At 44.8% G+C, this 26,147-nt stretch carries 29 protein-coding genes and 1 pseudogene; 19 read left to right on the top strand and 11 right to left on the bottom strand.

The genetic code is table 11. The features are described 5' to 3' along the window. Positions 1-113: 113 nt before the first annotated feature. The 5 genes from EYS00_RS01060 to EYS00_RS01040 form a co-directional block, all read right to left on the bottom strand. The gene (locus EYS00_RS01060; protein ID WP_130634730.1) at positions 114-497 is read right to left on the bottom strand and encodes a hypothetical protein; all 384 of its coding nucleotides are present in this window, start codon (positions 495-497) and stop codon (positions 114-116) included. 244 nt (positions 498-741) lie between these two features. After that, positions 742-1,305: a hypothetical protein gene (locus EYS00_RS01055; RefSeq protein WP_130634729.1), complete on the bottom strand. Its 564-nt coding sequence runs from the start codon at positions 1,303-1,305 to the stop codon at positions 742-744. 195 nt (positions 1,306-1,500) lie between these two features. Beyond that, positions 1,501-3,141, bottom strand: a complete 1,641-nt coding sequence (gene groL / locus EYS00_RS01050; protein ID WP_130634728.1) for a chaperonin GroEL — start codon at positions 3,139-3,141, stop codon at positions 1,501-1,503. A 37-nt stretch (positions 3,142-3,178) separates the two neighbouring features. Beyond that, positions 3,179-3,469, bottom strand: coding sequence for a co-chaperone GroES (locus EYS00_RS01045; protein WP_130634727.1), 291 nt, complete (start codon positions 3,467-3,469; stop codon positions 3,179-3,181). A 241-nt stretch (positions 3,470-3,710) separates the two neighbouring features. Next, a complete protein-coding gene (locus EYS00_RS01040) occupies positions 3,711-4,208 on the bottom strand; it encodes an FxsA family protein (protein ID WP_130634726.1) in 498 nt (165 codons plus the stop codon). Between the two features lie 211 nt (positions 4,209-4,419). On the opposite strand from EYS00_RS01040, the gene cutA reads away from it, so the two are divergent. From cutA to accC, 5 genes are all read left to right on the top strand, one after another. Further along, positions 4,420-4,743 (top strand): divalent-cation tolerance protein CutA, encoded by a 324-nt coding sequence (gene cutA, locus EYS00_RS01035; protein WP_130634725.1) that lies wholly within the window; start codon positions 4,420-4,422, stop codon positions 4,741-4,743. A gap of 31 nt (positions 4,744-4,774) precedes the next feature. After that, a complete protein-coding gene (locus EYS00_RS01030; protein WP_130634724.1) occupies positions 4,775-6,553 on the top strand; it encodes a protein-disulfide reductase DsbD in 1,779 nt (592 codons plus the stop codon). Between the two features lie 281 nt (positions 6,554-6,834). Further along, positions 6,835-7,275 (top strand): type II 3-dehydroquinate dehydratase, encoded by a 441-nt coding sequence (gene aroQ / locus EYS00_RS01025; RefSeq protein WP_130634723.1) that lies wholly within the window; start codon positions 6,835-6,837, stop codon positions 7,273-7,275. A gap of 15 nt (positions 7,276-7,290) precedes the next feature. After that, on the top strand, positions 7,291-7,752 hold the full coding sequence (gene accB / locus EYS00_RS01020) for an acetyl-CoA carboxylase biotin carboxyl carrier protein (protein ID WP_130634722.1): 462 nt from the start codon (positions 7,291-7,293) through the stop codon (positions 7,750-7,752). Between the two features lie 15 nt (positions 7,753-7,767). Next, a complete protein-coding gene (gene accC, locus EYS00_RS01015) occupies positions 7,768-9,111 on the top strand; it encodes an acetyl-CoA carboxylase biotin carboxylase subunit (protein ID WP_130634721.1) in 1,344 nt (447 codons plus the stop codon). A 100-nt stretch (positions 9,112-9,211) separates the two neighbouring features. Here the strand turns inward: accC and EYS00_RS01010 are convergent, their stop codons facing one another. Then, positions 9,212-9,673 carry a DUF4231 domain-containing protein gene (locus EYS00_RS01010; RefSeq protein ID WP_130634720.1) on the bottom strand — a complete coding sequence of 154 codons (462 nt, stop codon included), beginning with the start codon at positions 9,671-9,673 and terminating at the stop codon, positions 9,212-9,214. Positions 9,674-10,082: 409 nt separating this feature from the next. On the opposite strand from EYS00_RS01010, the gene EYS00_RS01005 reads away from it, so the two are divergent. Both EYS00_RS01005 and EYS00_RS01000 read left to right on the top strand, forming a co-directional pair. Further along, on the top strand, positions 10,083-10,958 hold the full coding sequence (locus tag EYS00_RS01005) for a hypothetical protein (RefSeq protein ID WP_130634719.1): 876 nt from the start codon (positions 10,083-10,085) through the stop codon (positions 10,956-10,958). Positions 10,959-11,251: 293 nt separating this feature from the next. Then, positions 11,252-11,857 (top strand): hypothetical protein, encoded by a 606-nt coding sequence (locus EYS00_RS01000; RefSeq protein ID WP_130634718.1) that lies wholly within the window; start codon positions 11,252-11,254, stop codon positions 11,855-11,857. Between the two features lie 3 nt (positions 11,858-11,860). Here EYS00_RS01000 and EYS00_RS00995 read toward each other — a convergent pair whose 3' ends face one another. Further along, the gene (locus EYS00_RS00995; protein ID WP_130634717.1) at positions 11,861-12,130 is read right to left on the bottom strand and encodes a TIGR03643 family protein; all 270 of its coding nucleotides are present in this window, start codon (positions 12,128-12,130) and stop codon (positions 11,861-11,863) included. A 347-nt stretch (positions 12,131-12,477) separates the two neighbouring features. Between EYS00_RS00995 and EYS00_RS00990 the strand changes: the two genes are divergently transcribed. The 3 genes from EYS00_RS00990 to EYS00_RS00980 are packed head-to-tail and all read left to right on the top strand — an operon-like array spanning position 12,478 to position 14,565. Then, positions 12,478-13,347: a YHYH protein gene (locus EYS00_RS00990; RefSeq protein ID WP_130634716.1), complete on the top strand. Its 870-nt coding sequence runs from the start codon at positions 12,478-12,480 to the stop codon at positions 13,345-13,347. Positions 13,348-13,355: 8 nt separating this feature from the next. Beyond that, positions 13,356-13,946: a toxin-antitoxin system YwqK family antitoxin gene (locus EYS00_RS00985; protein ID WP_242618597.1), complete on the top strand. Its 591-nt coding sequence runs from the start codon at positions 13,356-13,358 to the stop codon at positions 13,944-13,946. Next, positions 13,897-14,565 (top strand): SCO family protein, encoded by a 669-nt coding sequence (locus EYS00_RS00980; protein WP_130634715.1) that lies wholly within the window; start codon positions 13,897-13,899, stop codon positions 14,563-14,565. The genes EYS00_RS00985 and EYS00_RS00980 overlap by 50 nt, the downstream gene beginning before the upstream one ends. A 72-nt stretch (positions 14,566-14,637) precedes the next feature. Here the strand turns inward: EYS00_RS00980 and EYS00_RS00975 are convergent, their stop codons facing one another. Both EYS00_RS00975 and EYS00_RS00970 read right to left on the bottom strand, forming a co-directional pair. Then, positions 14,638-14,895 (bottom strand): hypothetical protein, encoded by a 258-nt coding sequence (locus tag EYS00_RS00975; protein WP_130634714.1) that lies wholly within the window; start codon positions 14,893-14,895, stop codon positions 14,638-14,640. Between the two features lie 84 nt (positions 14,896-14,979). Next, entirely contained in the window at positions 14,980-17,100 is a 2,121-nt protein-coding gene (locus EYS00_RS00970) for an exonuclease domain-containing protein (RefSeq protein WP_130634713.1), read from the bottom strand. 134 nt (positions 17,101-17,234) lie between these two features. On the opposite strand from EYS00_RS00970, the gene EYS00_RS00965 reads away from it, so the two are divergent. The 3 genes from EYS00_RS00965 to EYS00_RS00955 all read left to right on the top strand — a co-directional run bounded on the left by EYS00_RS00965 (position 17,235) and on the right by EYS00_RS00955 (position 18,532). Continuing rightward, positions 17,235-17,429 (top strand): CPXCG motif-containing cysteine-rich protein, encoded by a 195-nt coding sequence (locus EYS00_RS00965; protein ID WP_130634712.1) that lies wholly within the window; start codon positions 17,235-17,237, stop codon positions 17,427-17,429. Beyond that, entirely contained in the window at positions 17,422-18,072 is a 651-nt protein-coding gene (locus EYS00_RS00960; protein ID WP_130634711.1) for a flavin reductase family protein, read from the top strand. Before EYS00_RS00965 ends, EYS00_RS00960 begins: the two co-directional genes overlap by 8 nt. A 166-nt stretch (positions 18,073-18,238) precedes the next feature. Continuing rightward, a complete protein-coding gene (locus EYS00_RS00955) occupies positions 18,239-18,532 on the top strand; it encodes a high-potential iron-sulfur protein (protein WP_130634710.1) in 294 nt (97 codons plus the stop codon). Positions 18,533-18,542: 10 nt separating this feature from the next. Here the strand turns inward: EYS00_RS00955 and EYS00_RS00950 are convergent, their stop codons facing one another. Both EYS00_RS00950 and EYS00_RS20475 read right to left on the bottom strand, forming a co-directional pair. Continuing rightward, entirely contained in the window at positions 18,543-19,085 is a 543-nt protein-coding gene (locus EYS00_RS00950; protein ID WP_165399276.1) for an ABC transporter substrate-binding protein, read from the bottom strand. A gap of 28 nt (positions 19,086-19,113) precedes the next feature. Continuing rightward, entirely contained in the window at positions 19,114-19,278 is a 165-nt protein-coding gene (locus tag EYS00_RS20475) for a hypothetical protein (protein WP_207301670.1), read from the bottom strand. A 115-nt stretch (positions 19,279-19,393) separates the two neighbouring features. On the opposite strand from EYS00_RS20475, the gene prmA reads away from it, so the two are divergent. The 6 genes and pseudogenes from prmA (at position 19,394) to purD (ending at position 26,044) form a co-directional block, all read left to right on the top strand. Continuing rightward, a complete protein-coding gene (prmA, locus tag EYS00_RS00945; RefSeq protein ID WP_130634707.1) occupies positions 19,394-20,275 on the top strand; it encodes a 50S ribosomal protein L11 methyltransferase in 882 nt (293 codons plus the stop codon). Positions 20,276-20,534: 259 nt separating this feature from the next. After that, entirely contained in the window at positions 20,535-21,533 is a 999-nt protein-coding gene (gene dusB / locus EYS00_RS00940) for a tRNA dihydrouridine synthase DusB (RefSeq protein ID WP_130634706.1), read from the top strand. 32 nt (positions 21,534-21,565) lie between these two features. Next, the gene (fis, locus tag EYS00_RS00935; protein WP_012520109.1) at positions 21,566-21,859 is read left to right on the top strand and encodes a DNA-binding transcriptional regulator Fis; all 294 of its coding nucleotides are present in this window, start codon (positions 21,566-21,568) and stop codon (positions 21,857-21,859) included. Positions 21,860-21,939: 80 nt separating this feature from the next. Further along, positions 21,940-23,538 carry a bifunctional phosphoribosylaminoimidazolecarboxamide formyltransferase/IMP cyclohydrolase gene (gene purH, locus EYS00_RS00930; RefSeq protein ID WP_130634705.1) on the top strand — a complete coding sequence of 533 codons (1,599 nt, stop codon included), beginning with the start codon at positions 21,940-21,942 and terminating at the stop codon, positions 23,536-23,538. Positions 23,539-23,930: 392 nt separating this feature from the next. Beyond that, positions 23,931-24,745 (top strand): annotated as a pseudogene (locus EYS00_RS00925) (class I SAM-dependent methyltransferase). Between the two features lie 12 nt (positions 24,746-24,757). Next, a complete protein-coding gene (purD, locus tag EYS00_RS00920) occupies positions 24,758-26,044 on the top strand; it encodes a phosphoribosylamine--glycine ligase (RefSeq protein WP_130634704.1) in 1,287 nt (428 codons plus the stop codon). Positions 26,045-26,147: the final 103 nt, after the last annotated feature.

Here is a 26,147-nt window from a genome sequence, read left to right as displayed (position 1 = left end):
TTTTACCTATAAATCACATTAGTTATGTGAACCATTACCAAATAACGCAAAATGCCCAAACGTGCCTCATCAACATGTTTGGGCATTTTTATTTTTAGGAATATTCAGAACCATTAAGACGCTGAATCTGCACCTTGAGACGCTTCACAATTACTACGCTTATACTGAGTCTCTACTGCTTCATACTTACCTTTCAACAGGGCATACTCTGAAGCCTGAGCACCATCACCACCTTCTAAGAATAGTAAGGCAGGCCAGAACAAGACTAAACCAACACCCATTTGCCATGTATCTGCATCAGCTTCCTCGTCAATTTGACCAGTAAGAATTCCAACGCGTCTTGAGATCTCTCTCATCTCTCCCTGCATTTGCTCACATGTAAATCCGGCATATTCTGTTGGGGATACATATGTAGCTTGAATATCTTTTGAGTGGCTTGCACATCCAGACAAACCAAGAATTGCTAGCGCCGCAATTAGCGTACTTTTTGTTTTCATTATTTTCCTTCCGATGGGTAAGTTCTCTTTTTTTAACAAAGAGATTCCAGCACAAGTGTACGGAAAAAATGGTAAAAATTAAACTCTCAGTAGAGTGTAAGTTTAAAGATAGAATACTCTTTTCAAATCCAACACCGGAGATTGCTCTTCAAAAGCTGAACGAACACAATCAGTGAGATAGAAGTTCACAACACAGAGCAATCCGTCTTCTCAAGAATGTAAAGTGAGTTAAGAAAAGCAACAGTTAGTTTGCGGCAGGGCAAGAGTCTACTGACTTAGGTCTGGGAGAGGTTGCGTTGTATCGAGAGATCCAGCAACGCTCGTACAAAGAGCAATAACATACCTCAAAATTCATTACCCAAAAGCTATCCATAAATTCTTGAAGCTTTGGCTGCATTTCTGAGTTATTTGGCCACGACACTTGCCAAATGACATTTTCCTCGCCAGCACCCAACAGGTAGCTATCAATTTGTCCTTGGTACTCGTCAACGGTTAGCAGCCCTTCTGGGAATAGCGCTTTGATCTCAGAGGCATGATTAATTTTTACACCCTCTATATTCCAATCACCATGCTCTATAAAGGCTGGACCAACCCCTTGGTTACTGGCAGACAGCTGTAGTACGCGAATTGAATCCCCGCTTTCAGTTCGTTGGGTTACGTATTGACTGGTCAATTGCACAACTGGAAACACGTCTGCGTGCTGTTGCGCTCGGTAAATTCTCGACTGATCCCAACCAACATATAGTGCGACACAGGCCACAATAACAGCGGCATAACTTGCAACATCCTGTACAGTAATTTTGCTCATTGATTCGTACCTAACATTTCTACCAATAGCTTTCACCGTTGTTCAATATTTACAGCTATTTCCCACTAAGAGTAAAAATATAATAAATGGCAAAATGCTAGAAAATCAATTTTCCTCGTTACTTGAGATAGGTCAGACAAAACAAAAAAGGCGCTCATAAGAGCGCCTTTCATAAGCATTAAAGCAGAACACTGATTACATCATGCCGCCCATACCACCCATGCCGCCCATATCAGGCATTGCAGGAGCAGCTTCGTCTTTAGGTAGCTCAGCAACCATAGCTTCAGTAGTGATCATTAGTGAAGCAATTGATGATGCGAACTGAAGTGCAGAACGAGTTACTTTAGTTGGGTCAAGGATACCCATTTCTAGCATGTCGCCGTAAGTGTCGTTACCTGCGTTGTAACCGTAGTTACCTTCGCCGCCTTTCACTTCGTTAACTACTACAGACGCTTCCGCACCCGCATTTTCAGAGATTTGACGTAGTGGAGCTTCCATTGCACGTAGCGCTAGCTTAATACCGTGTGTTTGGTCTTCGTTTTCACCAACAAGATCAGCCAGTTTTGCAGTGGCGCGAACAAGTGCAACACCACCACCAGCAACAACACCTTCTTCAACCGCTGCGCGAGTTGCGTGAAGTGCATCTTCAACACGGTCTTTCTTCTCTTTCATTTCAACTTCAGTAGCTGCACCAACCTTAATTACTGCAACACCGCCTGAAAGCTTAGCAAGACGCTCTTGAAGCTTCTCTTTGTCGTAGTCAGATGAAGACTCTTCGATTTGCGCACGGATTTGTGTGCAACGACCTTCGATTGCCGCTTCTTCGCCGTTACCGTCAACAACAGTTGTGTTGTCTTTGTCGATAACTACGCGCTTAGCAGTACCTAGGTCTTCTAGTTGTACTTTTTCAAGGTCAAGACCAATCTCTTCAGAGATAACAGTGCCGCCAGTTAGGATAGCGATGTCTTGAAGCATTGCTTTACGACGGTCACCAAAACCTGGTGCTTTAACCGCAGCAACTTTAACAATACCGCGCATGTTGTTAACTACTAGTGTAGCTAGTGCTTCACCTTCAACGTCTTCAGCAATGATAAGCAACGGCTTGCCTGCTTTTGCTACACCTTCAAGGGTAGGAAGCAGTTCACGGATGTTAGAGATTTTCTTATCAACCAATAGAATGAATGGGCTGTCTAGTTCAACGGCGCCACTTTCTTGGTTAGTGATGAAGTATGGAGATAGGTAACCGCGGTCGAACTGCATACCTTCAACAACATCTAATTCGTTTTGAAGTGCTTGACCTTCTTCAACGGTAATAACACCTTCTTTACCTACTTTTTCCATTGCTTGAGCAATGATGTCGCCTACTTCTGCGTCAGAGTTTGCAGAGATGGTACCTACTTGAGCGATAGACTTGCTGTCTGCACACTCAGTAGAAAGGGCTTTAAGCTCTTCAACCGCTGCAACAACAGCTTTGTCGATACCGCGCTTAAGGTCCATTGGGTTCATACCCGCAGCCACCGACTTAAGACCTTCAGTTACTATAGCTTGCGCTAAAACAGTTGCAGTAGTAGTACCGTCACCCGCTTCGTCGTTCGCTTTTGACGCTACTTCTTTAACCATCTGTGCGCCCATGTTTTCGAACTTGTCTTCAAGCTCGATTTCCTTCGCTACAGATACACCATCTTTAGTGATGGTAGGTGCGCCAAATGACTTGTCTAGAACAACGTTACGGCCTTTAGGACCTAGTGTAACTTTAACTGCGTTTGCTAGAGTGTTAACGCCTTTAAGCATTTTTGTACGAGCGTCATCACCAAAACGTACTTCTTTAGCTGCCATGATTAATTCCTCTTAAATTCGATTATACGTAAATGTCTTATTCAACAATCGCTAGGATGTCGCTTTCGCTAAGGATCAGAACTTCTTCACCATCTAGCTTTTCTGTTTTTACGCCATAACCGTCACTGAAAATTACGGTGTCGCCAACTTTAACATCCAACGCTTTTACGTCGCCGTTCTCTAGAATACGACCATTACCTACAGCGATAACTTCGCCACGGGTAGATTTCTCAGCTGCAGAACCAGTAAGTACGATACCGCCGGCAGATTTGCTTTCTTGCTCTGCACGCTTAATGATTACGCGGTCGTGTAAAGGACGAATTGCCATTTTCAAGTCTCCTGAAAATTTCACTATTCAAGTTTAAGTGTTAAAAACTGTAGTTTACGTACAGTCGATTGTTTATGACCAACCCGATGATCGAGTTGTTAAAATCTTGTCTGCGAAGTTAGATGGGGGAGTAACCTGACAATCTCAAGGGGCATTGAGGAAAAAAATCGAAAAAGATAAAGAATTGACTGACGCGAAGGAAGAATAACCCACTATTGCCAGCCAATTAATCCCGAAACATCTACTCTATGCGTTTGTTTGGGTCGTTTTTAGTGGTGTCTGTATATTCACCGTCAATCACGTCGCCACGGCCTTCGTTAAACGGATTGCTGTGTTGCTGAAATGGGCTTTGCTGTTGATGAAAACCCGTTTGTGAGGTTACCACACGCATTTTCATGTGCTTACTGACTTGCGCCGCAATAGCATGACGACTGCCAGGCAGTACTAATAAAAAGCCAAATACGTCAGTGATAAACCCGGGTGTAACCAAAAGTACCCCCGCAACCACCAACATCAAGCCTTGCACCAATTCGTTACCGGGAAGCTCATTACGCTGCATTTTAGCCTGCGCCGTTTGCAATGTACTGATACCTTCCCGTTTGACTAAAAACGCCCCTAAAAACGCGGTAAAGATAACAATAGCAATCGTGTTCCATCCGCCGATAGCACCGCCGATATTCACTAATAGTGCAATTTCTAATATCGGTAATACCGCAAACAGTAAAAATAAAATGGGCAAATCTAGGTACTCTTTATCTAACAACTCACAAATAATGTATGGGGTAAACGCCTAATTGCAAGTCGCGGTTACATACGTTTAGTAACAGAATGATACGATGGGTATTTTTAATTACCGCATAGTTTATGAAAGAATAGGGTAACAATAATGGTCTATTCGAATTGTTGTGCTCGTACTCTCATAACAATAACTTACTTTTTGGGAACACATCATGACCCTATGTGTAGTGCTTTGTACCGCACCCGATGAACAAACAGCACAGACGATTGCAAAATCGCTTGTTGAAGCTCGCTTAGCAGCCTGTGTGAATATAATTGCTAACGTTCAGTCTGTATATCGATGGGAAAATGAGGTAACCACTGACAATGAGTATCAACTCGTTATCAAAACCACAAAGGAAAGAGAGAAGCTCGCCTTTAAAATGACCAGCGAAATCCATCCGTATACGGTACCGGAGTGGGTGGTCATTAAAGAAATTGGTGCTAGTGAAGAGTATACGCGATGGATCGAAAGCGAAGTGGATTTCGATCAGTAACCTTTATAATTATTCGGCAGTTATTATTAGTATGAAATCAGTATTGCTACGCGCGTTGTGCGCTCTGTGTTTGCTAGCGGCAGTGCCGCTTACCTACGCTCAAGTTAACGAGAGCTTTGACGATGTATTTTCGGATACGCCCACGTTTTTGAAAGTCGATCAGGCGTTTGTTTTTGACTATGCCCAACAAGGCGACAATTTAGCAATCACCTTTGATATTGCCGAAGGTTACTATCTTTATAAAAAGCAATTTAAGTTCGCAACAAAAAATGCAGAGCTGGGTGAAGCAACTTATCCTGAAGCTAGAATCATTGAAGATGAATTTTTTGGTGAATCAGAGGTGTTTTTTGATGGGGTAAAAATCAATACCCCCATTGTTTCATCGCTACAAGACGGTGTAGTGAAAATTCGTTACCAAGGGTGTGCTGAAGCTGGCCTTTGTTATCCGCCAACCACCAAAGTTATTTACTTATCGAGTATATCTGCCGAGCAAGAAAGCCAAGTAGAAAGCACCGCGAGTTCTCAACCGCCGGTTTCTCAGCAAAATGAATTACTCGACCGCTTGGTAAACAACGAAAACTTAGCGCTAACTTTGCTAGTGTTCTTTGCGCTGGGTGTAGGTTTGGCGTTCACTCCCTGTGTATTCCCTATGTATCCTATCGTATCGGGTATTGTGATAGGTCACGGAAAGTCTGTCAGACTTGGGCACGCCTTTAAGCTTACTTTCGTTTACGTTCAAGGTATGGCAATTACTTATTCTTTACTGGGTCTAGTAGTAGCATCTGCGGGTGTTCAATTTCAGGTAGCACTGCAGCACCCTATTATTCTTGGCATTTTTATCACTATTTTCGGCGCATTAGCATTGGCCATGTTTGGTGCGTACGAAATACAACTGCCATCATCGTGGCAAGAGCGTCTGACACAACTGAGTAATAATCAGAAGCAGGGCAGCTTGGTGGGTGTTTTTGTGATGGGTATATTGTCGGGATTAATTGCCTCACCCTGCACTACCGCACCACTGACAGGTATTTTGCTATTTATCGCACAAACAGGCGATATGCTCGTCGGTTTCCTTTCTCTTTACTTACTAAGCTTAGGTATGGGCTTGCCACTCATTATATTCGGTATGACAGGTGGAAAACTGCTGCCTAAAGCAGGCGAGTGGATGAACGTGGTCAAAGTTATCTTTGGATTCATGATGCTCGCCGTGGCGCTGATTTTTGTTGAGCGTCTTTGGGTAAGTGAGTACACGGATCTACTTTGGTCTTTGCTAGGTTTAGCTGCTTTTGTCTACTTACTCAAAAAGAACGCTGCAACTCAAAGTTCAGCGGCAAAGTTTGTACGCACCATATTTGTTGTGGCCGGACTCGTTGGTAGTGCTTACTACGGTTACAGTACAATGAGCACTATCACCACAGCACATACGACCAATGACGCTGGTCATCCTCAGTTTATGGTTGTGAAAAGTGCTGAAGATTTAGCACAAAAAGTCGCTGCGGCAAATGCGCAAGGTAAATCAGTCATGGTCGACCTTTATGCTGACTGGTGCGTTGCCTGTAAAGAGTTTGAAAAATACACCTTTACTGACCCCAAGGTTATCGACGCTCTCGGTAATACCGTATGGATGCAAATTGACCTGACGGACAATACACCAGTGAATATCGAGTTCCAGCAACAACTCGATGTACTTGGGCTCCCTACCATTTTGTTCTTTGACACCCAAGGTAACGAGTTATCCCATGCAAGAGTGACTGGATTTATGAAAGGTGAAGACTTCGCCGCACACGTCAATAACATCCTTCAAAATTAGGCCATATCCTCTCATGATGTGAATACAGCACAGGTTGTATTCACATCATATTTACACTCAAACCCGCTGCAACCACCCTATCTCACTGGCCTGAGCAATAAAACTTTGCGCCGAAAACACCTGATTAGACCAGTATTTTGCTGCTAAATCTTGAACTCTTATTATAATCGTTGTCCAAACTGGCAACAGGCATAAAAAATCGTCTTTTTTCGTGCAACTGGCGCGAAAGTTTGCTCAAATGACAAGTTAAGTGAACGTTTACAGAAGTTAGCAGCATTTTCATGAATATTTTGTTACTTAACGGCCCAAATTTAAATCGTTTAGGCCAACGCGAACCAGAAAAATACGGTGCACAAACCTTAGACGACATTGTTAGCGACTTAACGGCGCAAGCAGCATCTTCTGATGTAGTGCTATCTCACTTTCAGTCTAACGCTGAATACGAGCTTATTAACCGTATTCACCAAGCAGCAGACGATGTAGACGCCATTATTATTAATCCAGCCGCTTTTACTCACACAAGTGTAGCGCTGCGAGATGCCCTGTTGAGTATTGATGTTCCCTTTATTGAAGTGCACTTATCTAACGTGCATGCCCGGGAACCTTTTAGACACCATTCTTATTTCTCAGATGTCGCTGCCGGCGTCATTGTTGGCCTAGGTGCGATAGGCTATTCATTGGCACTCACCGCTGCGATTAATCTTCCTAAATCGAACAAATAAACACAGAGACAGATCATGGATATTAGAAAAATCAAAAAACTCATCGAACTCGTTGAAGAATCAGGTATTGCTGAGCTTGAAATCACTGAAGGCGAAGAGTCTGTTCGTATTCATAGAGGCGCAACGGGTGCAGCTGCACCTGTAAGCTATGTAGCAGCACCCGCAGCACAACCTGTTGCCGCACCTGCTCCAGCAGCGGCTCCAGCGCCAGCTGCGGAAGCACCAGCACCGGCAGCACCAACAGGTCACGTGGTTAAGTCTCCAATGGTAGGCACTTTCTATCGTTCTTCATCGCCTACCGCTAAAGCGTTCGTAGAAATTGGCCAGTCAGTAAACGTTGGTGACACCCTTTGTATTGTTGAAGCAATGAAAATGATGAACCAGATTGAAGCGGACAAAGCGGGCGTTATCAAAGATATTCTTGTTCAAAACCAAGATGCGGTTGAATTTGACCAGCCAATGTTTGTTATCGAATAAGTCAGGTGCTGCATCATGCTAGATAAAGTACTTATTGCAAACCGCGGCGAAATAGCGCTGCGTATACTCAGAGCGTGTAAAGAGCTGGGTATCAAAACAGTGGCGGTGCACTCCACCGCGGATAAAAACCTTAAACACGTTCTTTTAGCTGACGAATCTATTTGTATCGGTAACGCCGCTGCAACTGAGAGCTACCTTAATATTCCGCGTATTATTGCGGCGGCTGAGGTCACTAACTCAATTGCGATTCACCCAGGTTACGGCTTTTTGGCGGAAAACGCTGACTTTGCTGAAGCTGTGGAAAAGAGCGGATTTATCTTCATAGGCCCAGATGCCGACACCATCAACTTGATGGGTGACAAAGTTTCTGCGATCAACGCAATGAAACAAGCCGGCGTACCTTGTGTACCTGGTTCAGATGGCCCGCTGACTGACGATGAAGACAGAAACAAAGCGATCGCTAAGCGTATCGGCTACCCAATTATTGTTAAAGCTGCCGGTGGCGGTGGTGGTCGTGGTATGCGTGTTGTGCGTAGTGAAGACGAGCTAATTAACGCTATTGCGACAACGCAAGCAGAAGCGGGCGCAGCCTTCGGTAACGCCACGGTTTACATGGAGAAGTTCCTTGAAAACCCGCGCCACGTAGAAATTCAAGTACTCGCCGATGGTCAGGGTAACGCTATCCACTTGGGTGAACGTGACTGTTCAATGCAACGTCGTCACCAAAAAGTGGTAGAAGAAGCGCCAGCGCCGGGTATTTCAGAGCAAATGCGCGCCAAGATTGGTGATCGCTGCCGTAAAGCCTGTATCGAACTTGGCTATCGCGGTGCCGGTACGTTTGAATTCTTGTATGAAAACGGTGAGTTCTACTTCATTGAAATGAATACTCGTATTCAGGTAGAGCACCCTGTGTCTGAAATGATCACTGGTGTCGACCTTATCAAAGAGCAATTGCGTATTGCTGCCGGTCAACCACTAGCGATCGAACAGTCACAAATTCAAATTCGTGGCCACGCTATTGAATGCCGAATCAATGCTGAAGATCCAGACACTTTCATTCCAAGCCCAGGGCAAATTGATATGTTCCACGCACCGGGTGGTATGGGTATTCGTTGGGAGTCTCACATTTATTCAGGCTATACCGTACCGCCTTATTACGACTCAATGATCGGTAAGTTAATTACCTTTGGTGAAAGCCGTGATGAAGCGATTGCTCGTATGCGTCACGCACTAGACGAGCTAGTGGTAGAAGGCATCAAAACTAACGTGCCACTTCAACGCTCAATTATGGCCGACGAAAACTTCTTTGCTGGTGGAACCAACATCCACTACCTAGAGAAAAAGCTTGGTCTAGCCTAGGTAACTTTTTTAGGCTTAGCAAAGACATAAGCGGCTAAAAAATACGAGAGGGAAGGTAAGGAACTTTTTATCTTCCCTCGAATATTCTCCAGCTCGTATGTTACTGGGTATCTTGTGTGGTGTTTTTAGCCACTAATCCTGAGCTCCATTTTTCACCGGCTTGATTCAACAAGGATTGTAGCTTTACAAAGCAAGCATCTAGCACTTTGGCTTTATCGCCACTTCCTGTTAGCTCAAATTCTAATTCTCGCTTTAAGTCTTTTAATGCGTAATAAGTTGTGCGCTCGTGTATCCACAACTCGTCGGCTTTTCGTATCCCCTCAACAGAGGATAAAAAGCCAGCGATAGCGGTAATAGCGAGTATGGAGATATTAAAGATGGTGGAGTTTTCTGGGTAGTACAAAGCCAAACCAGACAGGGTAGACAAAACCGCTGTTAAACCGAATGCCCAATAGCGAAAGTTTCGATGCATATCCTTGTGCTTTTTAGAGTCTCTCTGAAAGTCTTCTATTTTCTGATTGATCTCGCTAAACAAAAACGCTTCTTTGCTGTCTTGTACCATAACGTCACTCCCTTTGTTTTATGTGTACCTTCGCACACCTTCAGTATGCTTGTTATTGAAGGGCAAACACCACATATTTTCAAGTCGGGCCTCCACTCCAAATCAGTTTTTACTATCAGATAAATCAACTTTATTAATTTTTAATGATTAAAACTGTTTCTTATAATAATCCCAAGTTGCTTAATCGGTCTTCTAACGACATTTTTTTCAACCATGTGTTTTCCCTTCATTGGAGTCCTCCTCCATACCTTTCGCCGGTGATTATTCACCGGCTTTTTTTTATCCGATCCTCGCCTAAACTTATACGTATCAAATAGTAACAAGAGGAGCGCAATTCATCGAACTAACAAAAAAACGTATTACGTTCACCGCAGCATTACTAGTTTCAATGCTCTCTATTGATAGTACTATGGCTTCTTCAATCAATTTTAGCCATCGACTAGACGCGCAAACACGATTGGACGACCGTTCAAACAGAGATCTTCGCGCTCAGTATCGCTTCAGGTACTACCCGACGATTCACTTTGGCAATGACAATACATGGTCACTGAACAGCTTTGTGGTTACAGGAGACCGCTTCTCTTCCAGTCATAACGTAATAGACAGTGGCGAAACTAATCACCTGTATGTCAGAAGGCTCTTTGCGAGATATGAAAACCAAGACGGCAAAGTAGAACTAGGTGTAATACCGACATATAAAGGTCGAGTCTCGTCATCTGGTCTTTCAAGTTTTGGTTGGATCAAGGGGGTGCGTGGTGTACGACAACTCGCAAGCAACACAGCTATCGAACTCGTTGTAGGTCAACTCGATGACATTAATGCCAAGAATGCTTTGGAACTCCCCCGCGATATAGACTACGCCGAGTTAGAGTACTCAACAGGGATAGGTGAAGACCAAAGCTTTGAAGTTAGCCTTGAATACATGACCAACAACAGTTATCTGCGCGGTGAATATCGCTGGCGAGTGGCCGAACATCAAACATTGTTTTTGGAAGCTATTCGACAAAAAGACCAATCTTCGACCAAACTCGTGGCTGGCATGAGTGGTGAGTTTTTTGTTGAGCAATATCCCGTTGAATACTTCGCTCATTATTCTTACGTGAGCGAACGATTTGGATTACGCGCCGAACTTACTGAGGATTTTTTGGGAAAGGGGCATGGCGTATCCGCTGAGTTTTCAGGAAGCTTATATTCGCAGTATAGCGTTGAATGGTTTGTTCGCTTTGATTCTGCTGATGGTGTAAGTCGACTACTCACAGGTGTAAAAGCGCCTCTTTTTAAATAAAAAGACGGAAATAAAAAAGGCCCACCAAATTGATGGGCCAAACAGCAAGAACGCGTACACACTTTCACAGTGCATAATAAGTTACGCGGCGATCTCTCATTAGGTTCACCAACAATCATTACTTTTGTGTAATGAAAAACCTATAAAAAGCGTCGTATCTTTTTACACCATCCAACCTAACATACTTACAACCGTATAATAATCAGTTACCTATAAAATAGGTGTAGCATTTGCTTAAACACTTTTTAGTTTTACAGTCACTCGACGCTCACACAGCGAATAAGGTACGAGTTATGAAAAAAGTCTTAATAGCATTTGCACTCCTAGTAGTTTCAAGCGCTGCAAATGCCGGAGTAATAGTTTACACATGGGAAGATGGGAACAACCTTGTCTCTGAATATTCAGGAACACTTAACTTAAACGGCCTTTCTTTTGCTCAAGGAAGCACGGCGATCAGTCACCGTCTGTTGAGACCATCTCGAAACTTTTACTTCAACATGGACGACTACATAGGCTACTTCAATGCAAGCGTGTCGGTTGTCGGAGGAATTTCTTCAACCGCACTAAGCGCGGTGGGTAATCTTGCGAGTACCTCTTATTACGGCGACGCCTTTGGTTTCGGTAACACCTCTAGCCTGAATTTCGGCGGCGCAGTGTATGTTGCTGACGACTTTGTCAACGGGTCATCAATCAGCGGTGGTTCTACCATAGCCAATGCATCAATGGCCACTTTGGGCCTCTCTGCCCCGGCAACTGTAACCTTTAGCTGGAGCTCAGACAGTATTGTGCATTACTACGGAGTAAATCCCTACGCTACGGTTTCAGCGCCGAGTAGCATTCTATTGGCAATCGGTGGGCTTTTTACGCTCGTTCTTGTTCGCAACCATCGCCAACAATAAAAGTTATCTACGCTTGTTGGCCCCTTTCACCTTGTATTGAGAGGGGCAATAACCTCTGCCAACTTCGTCAGAACGAAGCTTAAGGTGCTTGGTTTTGCGTCCGGTCACTCTTGCTCGCCAGTTTTTAAACGCTTTTTCTTTGACGTTAGCTCGCATTAGCGCAATAACTTCTTTTTCAGACAAACCATATAAGCGCTCAATGGCTTCAAACGGCGTTCTGTCTTCCCATGCCATTTCGATCACTCTGGACTGGGCTTCTTCACTCAACACAATATTCGTTCCGCAAAAACTCTAGAGACGTTGTAATACGTTTAAGTTGGCTTTTAGGTCACATGTCTAATAGCAGTGCAGTAAATAGCGAATTTAATTGCACAATGGAGGGAGTGATAGACTTTTTATAGTCATCTGAGGCATGGATGCCGAAGCTGAGCCACATGGACGGTAATGGCGTGCTATAAAAAGTCTTTCACTCACTCATGTATTTCTATTCCAAGCGCTGAGCTCAACTAAACGCATATCTCATATATGCAACAACTACTGAGTTTCTGCGGTAAAACTGCACATTGATTCAATATGCTGGTGGTAATTTCCTCGTACCACCAACATGGTTGAATCGACAAATGACACTATTTACCAAAAAGAACGCCCTTATATCGGCAAGTTTGCTGCTATTACTCGGTGGCTGCGGCGGCAGTAGTTCTGAAGACACCAATACCGTGAGTGTGCCGGATTCTTCAACCGACTCAGGCGATACAGACGGCTCAGGTGATTCTGGAAACGCTTGTGAGAACCCAGTCTCTGCATTGCCTCCTATATTTCTAGAGTTCAACACATCTCCGAATGTCACTGCTACACTCTCAGAAGACGGTTGTTTTGTTACGATTGAAGCAAATGGAAGGCCCAACCATACATCGTCCTACTGGGATGCGGGCAACGCTAGTGGTCTCTATGTAGAAGCTGAAGACCCCGAACTATTTAATCAGAGACGTTCTCCGGGCGATATCGAAGACTACAATAACCTTTTTCAGCTTACCGTCCCCATTGAACCTGAACTTGCACAAACACCATCGGCTACACCTCTGGGAGCAATTGGTATTGCGATCAGCGGCGCGCCAATTTTTAATGACTCAGAAGGTAACGGTGATGTCTCATTGGGAGTAATTCAGGGTTTTGATAGAAATGGCGCGCATACTGGACCTTCAACCTATCACTATCATTTGGAACCCGCTGCGATTTCTTATGACGACGATAAACTCGTTGGTATTATGTCTGACGGATTTTTTATTTATGGCCGTCGAGACTACGAGACTGGCGAATACCCTACTGATGTAGATGCCTCTAACGGACACGTTGGTCTAACACCCTATACCGGTACTTCATCTGAAGACGCGGTATATCACTATCACATTTCACCCGAACAATATCTTAATGGTGAGAACTACCTGATTTTCCCCGGGGATTTCCAAGGTACGCCAAATGGCGTGAATTAGGTTGAGTTTTGAAAGTTTGTATTGCCTTTGCGCTGCTTTTATTACTGATTAACTTTGGGTGTTCACAAAGCAACAAAGTCATTCGAGTTCATGGTTCAGAAATTACTTTGAATAATTCGGGACTCCGTACTTATGATGCAAAGCTTTTTACCGGACAAGTGGTGACCTATTACCCCAACGGACAATTGGCCTCATTGGACGAATTTGCCGATGGTCGAAGGCACGGAATAGCACAAAAATGGTTTCGCGACGGTGTGCTCTCTTTCGAGTCAAACTACCGCAAAGGTGTTAGAGAGGGTTATACCCAGAGTTGGTGGTATAACGGCAACATTCGCTCGTCGACTTTTTTTGAGGCGGGTAAAGCACAAGGAGAAGCGTGGAGCTGGTATCGCAATGGCAACAAATTCAAACGCTATAACTTTGTCGACGGACAACCGTCTGGTATTCAGCAAGCTTGGCGTTTAAATGGAAAATTGTTTAGTAATTTTGAATATAAAAATGGGCGTATATTTGGGCTCAGAAAATCAAATACCTGTGTTGGACTAGAAGATGAAAATATTTCCTTGGATTACTACCGTAATCAAGCTGGCGACTCTTAGCATTGGCTTACTTAGTTGCCAGATAAATTTAGCCTATAGTGAGGAGCTACCTTACTACAAAGATCCTTCGTTCGAGCCTTTTTGGGCGTCGCTAGATGAAGTGGATTTAGAAGACTTTCACACCATCCCCTCATTCAGTTTTACTGACCAACAGGGGCGTGAGGTTACCGACGAAACTCTCGATGGCAAGATCTATGTGGCTGGCTTTTTCTTCAGTACCTGCCCGGGTATTTGCCCGTCTATTCGCTCTAAACTGATCAAAGTACAAGAAGCGTTCGGCGATGATCCACACGTGAGAATTGTGCAACATTCAATTCGGCCGACCACAGACACCACAGAGGTACTGCAACAATATGCTCAGAAGAATAACATCGACAGTTCGCACTGGTTCTTGTTGACCGGAGACAAAACCGAAATATACACCATTGCAAAACAGTCCTATTTTGCCAGTGAAGATTTGGGTAATGTGCAGCAAAATCAGGATTTTTTGCACACAGAGAGCCTTCTTTTGATAGACCAGAACAAGCATATTCGCGGCATTTACAACGGACTAAATTCGGCGTCGGTGGGTTACCTTATAAGAGATATCAACACGCTTAAACAGTCACTTGAAAACTGATTCCGGTAGCGGTGAGAAATGTGAAAAAGCCAGTAACAAAGGGTATTGTTGCTGGCTTTTTAGAACGGGATATTAACGACGAGGATGGTCGTTAGGTACAGCGGCGAACTGCTCTTCTATTGTCTGGCACGTTGCCTCAATGGTATCGCCACGTCGCGTTTCAAACGTTACGCTTTCGCCTTCTTCTTTGCCCTCACAGGCCTCTATCGCTTCTGGAGGAGGTCCTCGTCTATCGCCACCACGACGTTCGTCTCTGTCATTAGCCAATGCTTGGGTACTACCTATTAGTCCCATGACCAACAGAGCAATTACCGTATTTTTAACTTTCATGATGAACTCCCATAAAAATGTTCAGGAATAGCATGACATAGGATTGTGGAGAAAGCGTGCAGACTGTGGTTAGTTTACGCACAATTAGCTGCTTACTTCAAAAGCAATGTTGAGTAGTTCGGCCGCAGCTCTGGCGTCTGATAGTGCTCGATGATGCCGCTCCATGGTAATACCAAAATGCGCGGTTAGATTAGCTAAAGAATAAGACGGTAGACCTGGTTTAGCCTTGCGCATCTCTCGTACGGTGCAAAGTTTAGGGCGCCTAAAGGGTAGTTCGAGTCGCGCAAACTCTTGTTTAATAAACCCATAGTCAAAATTCACGTTATGGGCAACGAACACGGCGTCTTGCGTGAATTTATCGATGTCATCCGCGATTTGTGAGAATAGCGGCGCGTCAGCCACCATATCATTAGAAATACCCGTTAATCGTGTTATTGATGATGGAATAAATCGCTCTGGGTTCACCAGACTCTCGTAAGTATCAATAACCTTACCCGCTACCAGCTTTACCATACCAATTTCAGTAACGCGATGATTGGAACTGTTGCCGCCAGTGGTTTCAATATCTACAACAACGTAGGGTTGATTAGGGTCTCGATACCATTCAACGGCAGTGATACCCACATCAAATCCCGCCTGTTGCATCCGTTGAATCGATACTAACTGATTGCGACGCAGTTGATCGCCGGGCGCTTTAATTTCTTCAAAGCGCAATCCATCGTCTAGCACCATAATATCTGGGAAGCCGTCTTTAAGTGATGCGAAGTCTCTCGCCATCATCCTGAGTAGCGTGATGATGACAGTCAACTCACCATGGGTTATTAAGGCTTGTATGGGGTCGAGGATCTTGCTCGACCACATGAACATACTATTCACCTTGCCATAATGAGCAGCAGCTGCTTTCCTCACGTGAGCAGCAAGGTCCTCTTTGTTGGTGAAAGATGCCAGCAGATCTTCAATGTGAAGTTCAAATTTTTGGTAGAAGTTATTTTGTTTAATAGACGTAGGACGCCTATCAAATTCGGTAACTAGCGCGTCCTCTTCATACAATAAACGCCAAAAAGTAAGCCCAAATAAACTCAGCCACAGGCGATTTTCAGTGCGCCAGCAGGTTTTACCCTGACGTTCGTAGTGCGCCATCACACCTCGCTCTACTTGCTGATTGTTACTCTCATCAATAAGCAAGGTATGTTGAGATGCGCGAAGCATATCGGTTAACGCACTGGTGCGCTTTTTATGATATTTTCGCGCGTAAAAGTCCTCGGCAAAGGCTAAAAAGGTATCTGAAGGCGGCTCGTCTATGTAACCCTCTAATACCTCCTTAACCTTATCAACTTCTCCAGCTTTGAAGCTCTCCCGTACCCACTTTTCTCGCGCCTTATCGCTGGTTGCCATACCCAATACGTTTAACCCATGGGTAGGTTCGTCTTCAAGTAGAGCTGTACCCAAAGCGAAAAGGAAACTATCGCGGAATACGGTTGCAGCAACGTCTTCAGTTTTGGGCAGTTCGCTCGTAGCAAGTGCGAGTAATTCATCGGAAGAAGCTGAATTGATTAAGGCCCGCTGACTTGCATAAAACCACGCTAATTCGGCGTCTTGTAATGAAGAGAAACGCGCAACATCGTTAACCGCATCTTGTCGCGTGCGCATGACTCCCAGATCGCGCATAGAAAACTGATTTAGTCGCCCTCGGGTATGGCCAAAGTGAAGAAACAACAAATACTTCAGTGGTTCTATAAAGGCACAATGCAAATAGTCGTGCTCAGGCATATCTTCGGGCCATCCCTGATGTGAAATAATCTCAAGGAATCTCGCCAACAACGCACTCTTAGATAGGGACTTTACGCCAGAAACCACGCCCATACTGGCCAAAAACGAGAGGAGTGCATCTTTTGTCAACACGCCCTCTAATGCCTCTTGTTCAGCATTTTTAATAGTATCAAACCAACCCGATGCAATGAGTGCATCGATTTGTTGTTGCGGTGCATTAATTTCATCGTAATTGAACTGGCTACGATCGATAACGGCGTATTTTCGATTAGCGGCTCTGGCAATAATGCACTGTTTATCTGCATCTAATTGATGGAACCGTTCAATGAATGCTTTTGCCTTCTCAGTCAGCAGCGGCGCGTTTTGTCCGTCGAAAAAAGCTAAAAACTCGTGGAAGTGAGTTAGGTAATAACGAGGAGGTAAGGTTTTTCTCATTCCAGGAACCAATGCCAACACAGAACAACAATATTGAATTACATGTATATATATACATGAATTAACATAAGATCAATCCACAGGCGCCATTTCGACGTAATACCTCGTACGTTAAAACACTGAGTTGTGACGCCATGAGCCTAACCCTACCCATGTATTTTTCTTGCCCTTATTGCATGGCCCCCAATGATGTTGAGGTAGACGAAGTGAATGACATTGACCAAGAGCAAACAGTGGACTGCCAGATTTGTTGCAGCCCCATCACACTTACAGTCACCACAAACTTCAACGACGACATCGAACTAAGAGTAGAACAAGAGAATGGATAACCAAGAGGACTTTTTCGATCGTTCACGCATTGAGCAAATGCCACAACGATTTAGAGCAAACTTTATCAATAGCCTTTCAGGCTTTAAATCTGCCTCTTTGTTGGGCACATCTAATGGAACTACAGCGAATTTAGCAGTCATCAGTTCAGTGGTTCACGTGGGTGCCAACCCGCCATTATTAGGTGTCGTTATGCGTCCGCATACCGTTAGACGGGACTCTTTAGAGAACATCAAAAACACTGGAAGCTATACGCTAAATCATATTGGGGTAGCCTTTACCGACAAGGCACACCAAACTTCAGCGCGATATGAAAAAGATGAAAGTGAATTTTATGCCACGGGGCTAACACCCTGGTATAGCGAAAGCTTTTCAGCGCCATATGTGAAGGAAAGCTCAGTTAAAATAGGGCTCACAGTTACCGAACACTTTACGCTGTGTAACGACACAGAATTCGTTGTTGGTGAGATCAAAGAAGTTTTTCTGTCGTCATCAAACAAAGATGCGTTGAAAGACGATGGATACATAGATATCGCATCCCTTGGCAGTGCATGTATTTCGGGATTAGATACCTATCACTCCACGCAACATATCGCCAAATACAGTTATGCGAAGCCAGACAGTGATTTAGCAAAAATGAGCTGATCAGCGCTAGATTAAAAAGTAATTTAATTTTTTTAATACAGATCAATGATACTTACGCTATTCTCAACGTATTATACATACAGAAAGACCTGCCCCCGGGCAGGTTTTTGCGTTTTAGAAAGCGAATAAAAAAGAATCATTCTTGTTAGCATCTTGGGAGTTTACAATGAAATCTGTGAATCGCCGTAACTTTTTGAAAATGTCGGGCGCAACGCTTATTGGCTTAACGTGCGGTAGTGTTGCACTGCGCAGTCAGGCACAAGAACTACTTCAAACTAGCGATCCAACGGCACAAGCGCTTAAGTACGTACCTAAGTCAGAAGTGGCTGGGTCTATGTGTAGTAACTGCATGTACATTCAAGGCAATGAAGGCGACGAGAACCGCCCATGCGCCATCTTCCCAGGAAAACTTGTAGCAGCAGACGGATGGTGTAGTGCTTGGGTCAAGCGTCCGGGTTAAATAGGTAATCCTAGTCCCCAGACTTAACTTGCTCTTCAAATAAGTTTTCCAGATGATATTTGTCGAGAAGAACTTGATAACGACCATCTTGCATAAACTGGTGCAAGATGGCGTTAAATTTGGTTCTTAAATCTGCATCTGGAATTGCCGCTCGGTAACCATTACGTTCAAACAAATTGTGCATAGTTACGGGCTTTTGAATCTCGTCAGGTAAGGATGCGCTAATCCAACGATAAATATTACCGTCCATTACCGCAACGTCGTAATTACCTCGCAACATGGTAATAACCTGAGCTCGTTGGTCAGCCACTTCGGCGTAATTAGAATTATCGTCAGTCACTCGAGCAAATTCTTCACCCAACACCCTAGATGCCGTCTGAAATCCCACTACGCGATATTGAGCAAGGTCTGAAATATTGTTTAGCTCAATATTTCTACTCTTTAGCGTTACGGCAACATTTTGAAATCGTACGTATTCGTCTGTAAGAATATCAACATCGACGTCATGGCGATAATTGAGAGTCAGCGCAATATCCAACTGCCCATTGGCCACTGCCCGCTCAATTCTTCCGAAGGGTAAACTAGTTGGGCGTTAGCTGATGCCCCATCTCATTGAAAATAGCTCGTGCAAGGTCTAGTTCAAAACCACTGTCCTGATCCATCACTACATAAGGAGGTTTGTGCCAACTCACTACAACATCCAGTTCGTCAGCTGTACAAGCGACAGAACTTAATATCGTCAACATGAAAACAATAACCCGTTTCATAGCTATGCGTTATCCTCGAAGTGGTGAGAAAGTGCGTTTCGCTTTTTTACCTCAACCTGTACAATACCGCCCAAATCACCTATCGGCAATATCCATGGCTTGGCTACAACTTAGAATAGATACTTCCCCTGAATTTGCAGACGCCATTGGCGAAATGCTGCGTGCCAACGGGTCTCAAGCGGTGACCTATGTGGATGCGAAAGATACGCCCATGTACGAGCCTAAGCCGGGCGAAACCATGTTGTGGCCAGACACTCAAGTGGTCGGTTTGTTCGAAGCAACGGTTGATATGCCTGCCATTGTTAAGCGCTTAGAAAAATCTAAAATCCTTGGGCCGGGTTTTAAACACAAGCTAGAGCCTCTCGAAGACAAAGACTGGGAGAGAGAATGGATGGACAACTTCCATCCTATGAAGTTTGGTGAGCGACTATGGATTTGCCCAAGCTGGCGCGATGTGCCAGATCCAACGGCGGTAAACGTGATGCTAGACCCAGGTTTGGCCTTTGGTACAGGAACTCATCCCACAACCTCACTTTGTCTACAATGGTTAGACGGTATCGATATGGCAGGGAAAACCGTGGTCGATTTCGGCTGTGGCTCTGGGATCTTAGCGCTAGCGGCGTTAAAACTCGGCGCCAAAGAAGTCATTGGTATTGATATCGACCCACAAGCCCTACAAGCGACTCAAGAAAATGCGCGACGCAATCAGGTCGAAGACCGACTTAGCGTTTACTTGCCAGAAGACCAGCCTACACTGGAAGCAGATGTGGTTGTCGCAAACATTTTGTCAGGTCCATTACTGGAATTACAAAGCGTCATTGCCGGGTACTGTAAAGTGGGAGGAAAACTCGTGCTTTCAGGTATTCTCACCGAGCAAATCGAGAAGATAGAAACAGCCTACCAAACCAACTTTACGCTGGATAAAAGTGCCACTGAAGGTGAATGGGCACGAGTTTCGGGTATAAAACATCAGTAAACGGTATTTTATACCCCACTTAAAACCCTTTTAAACCGTGCTCCCCAAGCAATTTTGATTATTTTTTAAACCAAAATCACTCATAGACGTCTAATGTGACAGATTTTTTTCACTGTCAAGACTAAGAAGTGAAATTTTGTGTGATTTTTAGCCTTTTCAAGCAATATGAAAACACGTACACTTAGCGCCCCGTTTTGGCCGGGTGTATATTTTCTGTGCGATATTTGATTCGCCAGGTTAGCGAGACTGATTGAGCCCCATGCAGATTGGACCTTACACATTAGAGAACAATTTGATGCTTGCCCCTATGGCTGGCATCACAGATCGTCCGTTTCGTCAATTGTGTAAGCGTATGGGTGCTGGTTTGGTGGTATCAGAAATGTTGTCGAGTAATCCCAAAGTGTGGAATACACCAAAATCGATGGCAAGAATGAATCACGAAGGCGAAGAAGGTCTTCGTTCAGTGCAGATCGCGGGTGCAGATCCAGAGCTTATGGCACAGGCAGCACAGTTTAATGTTGATAATGGTGCACAAATCATCGACATCAACATGGGTTGCCCTGCAAAGAAGGTCAATAAAAAGCTCGCTGGTTCAGCATTACTGCAATATCCAGACACTGTGGAATCTATAATCAAAGCTGTTGTTTCAGCGGTTGATGTTCCAGTAACGCTAAAAATACGCACCGGTTGGGACCCAGAAAACCGCAATGGGGTCGATATCGCCCGCATTGCAGAGGAAAACGGCATACAGTCGCTAGCAGTTCACGGTAGAACGCGAGCTTGTATGTTTAAAGGAATGGCTGAGTACGACACTATTCGTCGTATAAAGGCGGCGATCTCTATTCCAGTGATTGCCAACGGAGATATTACTTCTCCAGAAAAAGCACAAGAGGTGCTCAATTACACAGGTGCGGACGGTGTGATGATTGGCCGCGGTGCACAGGGTAACCCATGGATTTTTAAACAAATCCTTCATTACCTTGAAACCGGCGAAAAGTTATCTGCGCCACCAATGACGGAACAATATGACATTTTGCACGAGCACGTGGCGAATGTTCATGAATTTTACGGCGACGTCACCGGTGTAAGAATTGCCCGTAAACATGTGGGCTGGTATCTCGCGGAGCATGATACGGATCGTCAGTTTCGTAAATCGTTTAACGCTATCGAAGACGCAAACGCGCAACTCGAAGCATTAAACGTTTATTTTCAAGCGCTGCAACAACGAGAAACCCGACAGATTTCTCCCGCAGCATAGTGATGACTAACTTAAGAGCAAAAGACAGTATTATGTTCGATCAAAATGTGACTTCTCCTTTCACTACTACAGTTACAACGCCTTCACAGACTCAGGCACAAAAGCCACTACGTGATTCAGTAAAGCAGGCGGTTAACAAATACCTTAAGCAACTAGACAACGCCAACATCGACAACCTTTACGAGATGGTTTTGGCAGAGGTTGAAGCACCGCTACTTGAAGAAGTCATGACTTATACCCGCGGAAACCAAACACGCGCGGCAATAATGATGGGCATTAACCGTGGCACGCTTCGCAAAAAGCTTAAGCAATACGGCATGAACTAAGATTTCTGGGCTTTGCCCACCTCAAGAGCACCAACAGGTGCTCTTTTTGTTTCACACTCCAATACTGAAGCTAAACATTTATGCAAACACCAAAACCTATTCAACGTGCTCTTTTAAGTGTCTCAGACAAAACTGGTATCCTGGATTTTGCCACAGCGCTGCATAACGCTGGCGTAGAATTACTGTCGACAGGTGGTACCGCAAAGTTACTGGGTGAAGCTGGCCTTCCAGTTATCGAAGTCTCTGACCACACAGGTCATCCAGAGATTATGGCGGGGCGTGTTAAAACACTTCACCCCAAAATTCACGGTGGCATTCTTGCTCGTCGTGGTACCGATGAAGCTGTAATGGCAGAAAACAACATTGCGCCCATTGATTTGGTGGTTGTTAATCTGTACCCATTTGCTGCAACCGTAGCTAACGAAGACTGCACCCTTGAAGATGCTATTGAAAACATCGATATCGGTGGCCCTACTATGGTTCGTGCAGCAGCGAAGAACCACAAAGACGTTACCATAGTGGTAAACGCATCAGACTACGACACTGTACTTGCAGAAATGAATGCCAACGAAGGTTCATTAACGTACAAGACGCGTTTCGACCTTGCCATTAAAGCCTTTGAACACACAGCAGAATACGACGGCATGATCGCCAACTATTTTGGTGCTCGCCTTGAAAGCGCGACGTGTGAAACAGGTTGCTGCGAAACAGAAAGTGAATTCCCGCGTACCTACAACGTGCAAATGAGCAAAAAACAGGACTTGCGTTACGGTGAAAACAGTCACCAAAGTGCCGCGTTTTACGTTGAAAACAACATTCAAGAAGCCTCAGTTGCTACTGCTCAGCAACTTCAAGGCAAAGAGCTGTCGTTCAACAACATCGCAGATACAGACGCAGCACTAGAATGTGTGAAAGAATTCGATCAACCAGCTTGCGTTATCGTTAAGCACGCTAACCCGTGTGGTGTAGCTATCGGTGATGACATTTTGTCTGCTTATGACCGCGCGTTTAAAACCGACCCAACCTCAGCATTTGGCGGCATTATTGCCTTTAACCGTGAACTAGACGGCCCTACGGCTCAAGCTATTGTTGACCGTCAATTCGTTGAAGTTATCATTGCTCCAACCGTTAGCGAAGACGCTAAAACTATCGTTAGTGCCAAGAAAAACGTTCGCCTTCTTGCATGTGGTGATTGGGCAGGCCAACTTACCGACGGTTATGACTTCAAACGCGTTAACGGCGGTTTGCTAGTACAAGAGCGTGACTTCGGTATGGTAGATATGGACGACCTTAAAGTGGTTACCAAAGCTCAACCTTCAGAAGAAGAGCTACGCGACCTTATGTTCTGCTGGAAAGTGGCCAAATACGTTAAATCAAACGCCATTGTTTATTGCAAAGACGGTATGACGGTAGGTGTGGGCGCAGGCCAAATGAGCCGTGTTTACTCTGCAAAAATTGCTGGTATTAAAGCGGCAGATGAAAACCTAGAAGTTGCGGGTTCTGTCATGGCATCCGATGCTTTCTTCCCGTTCCGCGACGGTATCGACGCTGCAGCTGAAGCAGGCATTAAAGCCGTCATTCAGCCTGGTGGCTCAATGCGTGACGAAGAAGTTATCGCTGCTGCAGATGAACATGGCATTGCCATGGTATTCACTGGCATGCGTCACTTCCGCCATTAATAATATATAAAACCAGCGTTTGCTTAACACCAGTCAGTTAAGCAAAGTGATTGGTTTACGAGAGGAAGTAATGGGCTTTTTACAGCCGTCTGAGGCATGGATGCCGAAGCCGAGCCCACAGGGATGTGCTTGCGGCGTGCGGTAAAAAGCCTGTTGCTTCCTCTCAACGAAGCTAATGCAACCTGAAATGCTTAATTGACTGGTGTTGAGCGTTTGCTGGGGTTTTGTGTTCTTCTATTCTGTTAAAATTGGCGATAACTCGCTGATATTTCTAGACAGGAAGTCAGCTAGGTGCAATACAATCTTGCTATGCTTAATCTAAATCTGAGTCCGCTCAGTACAAGCCTAGAACCAATAACACCTAATAACGACGTATGAAGGAATACAACAAGATGAAAAAATTAGCGCAAGTTATTCTCGCTGCAACGCTAGGAATGTCTGCTACTTACGTATCTGCAGATGCCATTAGCGATGCTGCCATGAGTGAAGCTCGCTCAGCGGCTGCAAAAGTTCGTGACGAATACCGCAACCCTCAACAAACCCTTCGCTTCTTTGGTCTTCAGCCTGAAATGACAGTTGTCGAAATTTCTCCGGGTGGTGGCTGGTATACCGACATTCTTTACCCAGTAGTAAAAGCAGAAGGTCAATTTGTTGCTGCGCACTTTTATGTAGATGAATCTAGCAACGAATATTACAAAAAGTCACTGGCTAGCTTTGTTGAAAAAACTCAACCAGGCATGCGATACGAAGGTACAGAAGTTACAGCATTCGATCCAATGAAAGCACTTGAAGTTGCAGCACCAGGTAGTGCGGATATGGTGCTAACCTTCCGTAACGTTCACAACTGGTATATGCGCCATGGTGACGAGGGTATCGACAATGCATTTGGCGCTTTCTTTGCAGCGCTTAAACCAGGCGGTGTACTTGGTGTAGTAGAGCATGAGCTACCAGAAAGTGCGGATGATTCAGCCATGGAAAAGAGTGGCTACATGAAGCGCTCTTACGTTATTGCTGCAGCACAAAAAGCGGGCTTTGTGCTTGAAGCGAGCAGCGACGTAAATGCTAACCCAATGGATACTGCCGATCACCCACGCGGTGTTTGGACACTTCCTCCGCGTTTAGCACTAGAAGACCAAGATAAAGAAAATACCTTGCGATTGGCGAGAGCAATCGCATGACATTAAAATTTGTAAAACCTAAAGGTTAATCGGAACACTTGATGAACGTACTTGTAATTGGCGGCGGTGGCCGCGAGCATGCGCTAGCATACAAAGCAGCGCAGTCTACCTTAGTTTCAACCGTATTCGTTGCACCGGGTAATGCTGGTACAGCCAATGAGCCTAAACTCGAAAATGTTGCTATTAGCGTAGATGACATTGACGGTTTACTTGCCTTTGCTAAAGAAAACGGTATTGAACTGACAATTGTTGGCCCTGAAGCGCCGCTAGTTGCAGGTGTAGTAGACGCCTTTACCGAGGCTGGTCTTACTATCTTCGGACCCACTCAAGCTGCAGCACAGCTTGAAGGTTCAAAAGCGTTCACTAAAGATTTCCTTGCTCGTCACGCTATTCCTACAGCAGAGTACCAAAACTTTACCGAGATTGACCCAGCCCTTGCTTACGTTCGTGAGAAAGGTGCTCCCATCGTGGTTAAAGCTGATGGCCTAGCTGCTGGTAAAGGGGTTATTGTAGCAATGACCTTGCAAGAAGCTGAAGACGCTATTCGCGATATGCTCGCGGGTAATGCTTTCGGTGAAGCAGGCAGTCGTGTCGTTATCGAAGAGTTCCTAGACGGTGAAGAAGCATCCTTTATCGTGATGGTTGACGGTAAAAACGTATTGCCGTTTGCCACCAGCCAAGACCACAAACGTGCACAAGACGGTGACCAAGGTCCTAATACCGGTGGTATGGGCGCTTATTCACCTGCGCCTGTGGTTACGCAAGAAATTCACGATCGCATCATGAATGAAGTGATTATGCCTACCGTTAATGGCATGGCGTCAGAAGGTAATGATTATGTGGGCTTCTTGTACGCTGGCTTAATGATCATGGCCGACGGTACACCTAAGGTGATTGAATACAACTGTCGTTTTGGCGATCCAGAAACACAACCTATTATGTTGCGTTTGCAGTCTGACATTGTTCCTTTGTGTCAGGCAGCGTGTAAGGGCGAACTTGCGGGTAAAACTATTGAGTTTGATGAGCACGCAGCGGTTGGTGTGGTACTAGCAGCTGGCGGTTACCCGGGTAGCTACAACAAAGGTGACGCGATTCACGGTTTAGATGCCGCGGCTCAGCTCGAAGGTAAAGTTTTCCACGCGGGTACGGCACTTAAAGACGGTGAAGTAGTGACCAGTGGTGGTCGCGTATTGTGTGCAACGGCACTAGGAAATACGGTAACCGAAGCGCAACAACAAGCGTATGAGCTAGTGAAAGCAATCGAGTGGGAAGGCGTGTATTTCCGTAACGATATTGCTTATCGCGCTATTGCTCGCGAAGCTGAGTAAAGCTTTCTAGAAATGGCATCGAATCTTCGGTGCCATTTTTTTGCCCCTCTTCTCTACCAATATATCCTCACTAATCACTGCGTAATTTGCTATGGTAAATGCA

Origin of the sequence: Alteromonas sp. KUL49 (genome assembly GCF_006538345.1) — a bacterium.
GTDB lineage: Bacteria > Pseudomonadota > Gammaproteobacteria > Enterobacterales > Alteromonadaceae > Alteromonas.
Note: the sequence above shows the minus strand (reverse complement) of the source record. Positions and strands in the feature narration are given on the sequence as shown.

What these genes read in the sequence shown, in the direction of transcription:
- fis (WP_012520109.1), top strand. Translation starts at nt 21,566, where the DNA reads ATGTTCGATCAAAATGTGACTTCTCCTTTCACTACTACAGTTACAACG.
- EYS00_RS01005 (WP_130634719.1), top strand. Translation starts at nt 10,083, where the DNA reads ATGGCTTCTTCAATCAATTTTAGCCATCGACTAGACGCGCAAACACGA.
- EYS00_RS00990 (WP_130634716.1), top strand. Translation starts at nt 12,478, where the DNA reads ATGACACTATTTACCAAAAAGAACGCCCTTATATCGGCAAGTTTGCTG.
- EYS00_RS01045 (WP_130634727.1), bottom strand. Translation starts at nt 3,469, where the DNA reads ATGGCAATTCGTCCTTTACACGACCGCGTAATCATTAAGCGTGCAGAG.
- EYS00_RS00975 (WP_130634714.1), bottom strand. Translation starts at nt 14,895, where the DNA reads ATGAAAGTTAAAAATACGGTAATTGCTCTGTTGGTCATGGGACTAATA.
- EYS00_RS01060 (WP_130634730.1), bottom strand. Translation starts at nt 497, where the DNA reads ATGAAAACAAAAAGTACGCTAATTGCGGCGCTAGCAATTCTTGGTTTG.
- accB (WP_130634722.1), top strand. Translation starts at nt 7,291, where the DNA reads ATGGATATTAGAAAAATCAAAAAACTCATCGAACTCGTTGAAGAATCA.
- EYS00_RS01030 (WP_130634724.1), top strand. Translation starts at nt 4,775, where the DNA reads ATGAAATCAGTATTGCTACGCGCGTTGTGCGCTCTGTGTTTGCTAGCG.
- purH (WP_130634705.1), top strand. Translation starts at nt 21,940, where the DNA reads ATGCAAACACCAAAACCTATTCAACGTGCTCTTTTAAGTGTCTCAGAC.
- purD (WP_130634704.1), top strand. Translation starts at nt 24,758, where the DNA reads ATGAACGTACTTGTAATTGGCGGCGGTGGCCGCGAGCATGCGCTAGCA.
- cutA (WP_130634725.1), top strand. Translation starts at nt 4,420, where the DNA reads ATGACCCTATGTGTAGTGCTTTGTACCGCACCCGATGAACAAACAGCA.
- EYS00_RS00970 (WP_130634713.1), bottom strand. Translation starts at nt 17,100, where the DNA reads ATGAGAAAAACCTTACCTCCTCGTTATTACCTAACTCACTTCCACGAG.
- aroQ (WP_130634723.1), top strand. Translation starts at nt 6,835, where the DNA reads ATGAATATTTTGTTACTTAACGGCCCAAATTTAAATCGTTTAGGCCAA.
- EYS00_RS01000 (WP_130634718.1), top strand. Translation starts at nt 11,252, where the DNA reads ATGAAAAAAGTCTTAATAGCATTTGCACTCCTAGTAGTTTCAAGCGCT.
- EYS00_RS00960 (WP_130634711.1), top strand. Translation starts at nt 17,422, where the DNA reads ATGGATAACCAAGAGGACTTTTTCGATCGTTCACGCATTGAGCAAATG.
- EYS00_RS01010 (WP_130634720.1), bottom strand. Translation starts at nt 9,673, where the DNA reads ATGGTACAAGACAGCAAAGAAGCGTTTTTGTTTAGCGAGATCAATCAG.
- accC (WP_130634721.1), top strand. Translation starts at nt 7,768, where the DNA reads ATGCTAGATAAAGTACTTATTGCAAACCGCGGCGAAATAGCGCTGCGT.
- EYS00_RS20475 (WP_207301670.1), bottom strand. Translation starts at nt 19,278, where the DNA reads ATGTTGACGATATTAAGTTCTGTCGCTTGTACAGCTGACGAACTGGAT.
- EYS00_RS00955 (WP_130634710.1), top strand. Translation starts at nt 18,239, where the DNA reads ATGAAATCTGTGAATCGCCGTAACTTTTTGAAAATGTCGGGCGCAACG.
- EYS00_RS00980 (WP_130634715.1), top strand. Translation starts at nt 13,897, where the DNA reads ATGAAAATATTTCCTTGGATTACTACCGTAATCAAGCTGGCGACTCTT.
- EYS00_RS00965 (WP_130634712.1), top strand. Translation starts at nt 17,235, where the DNA reads ATGAGCCTAACCCTACCCATGTATTTTTCTTGCCCTTATTGCATGGCC.
- EYS00_RS01055 (WP_130634729.1), bottom strand. Translation starts at nt 1,305, where the DNA reads ATGAGCAAAATTACTGTACAGGATGTTGCAAGTTATGCCGCTGTTATT.
- dusB (WP_130634706.1), top strand. Translation starts at nt 20,535, where the DNA reads ATGCAGATTGGACCTTACACATTAGAGAACAATTTGATGCTTGCCCCT.
- prmA (WP_130634707.1), top strand. Translation starts at nt 19,394, where the DNA reads ATGGCTTGGCTACAACTTAGAATAGATACTTCCCCTGAATTTGCAGAC.
- groL (WP_130634728.1), bottom strand. Translation starts at nt 3,141, where the DNA reads ATGGCAGCTAAAGAAGTACGTTTTGGTGATGACGCTCGTACAAAAATG.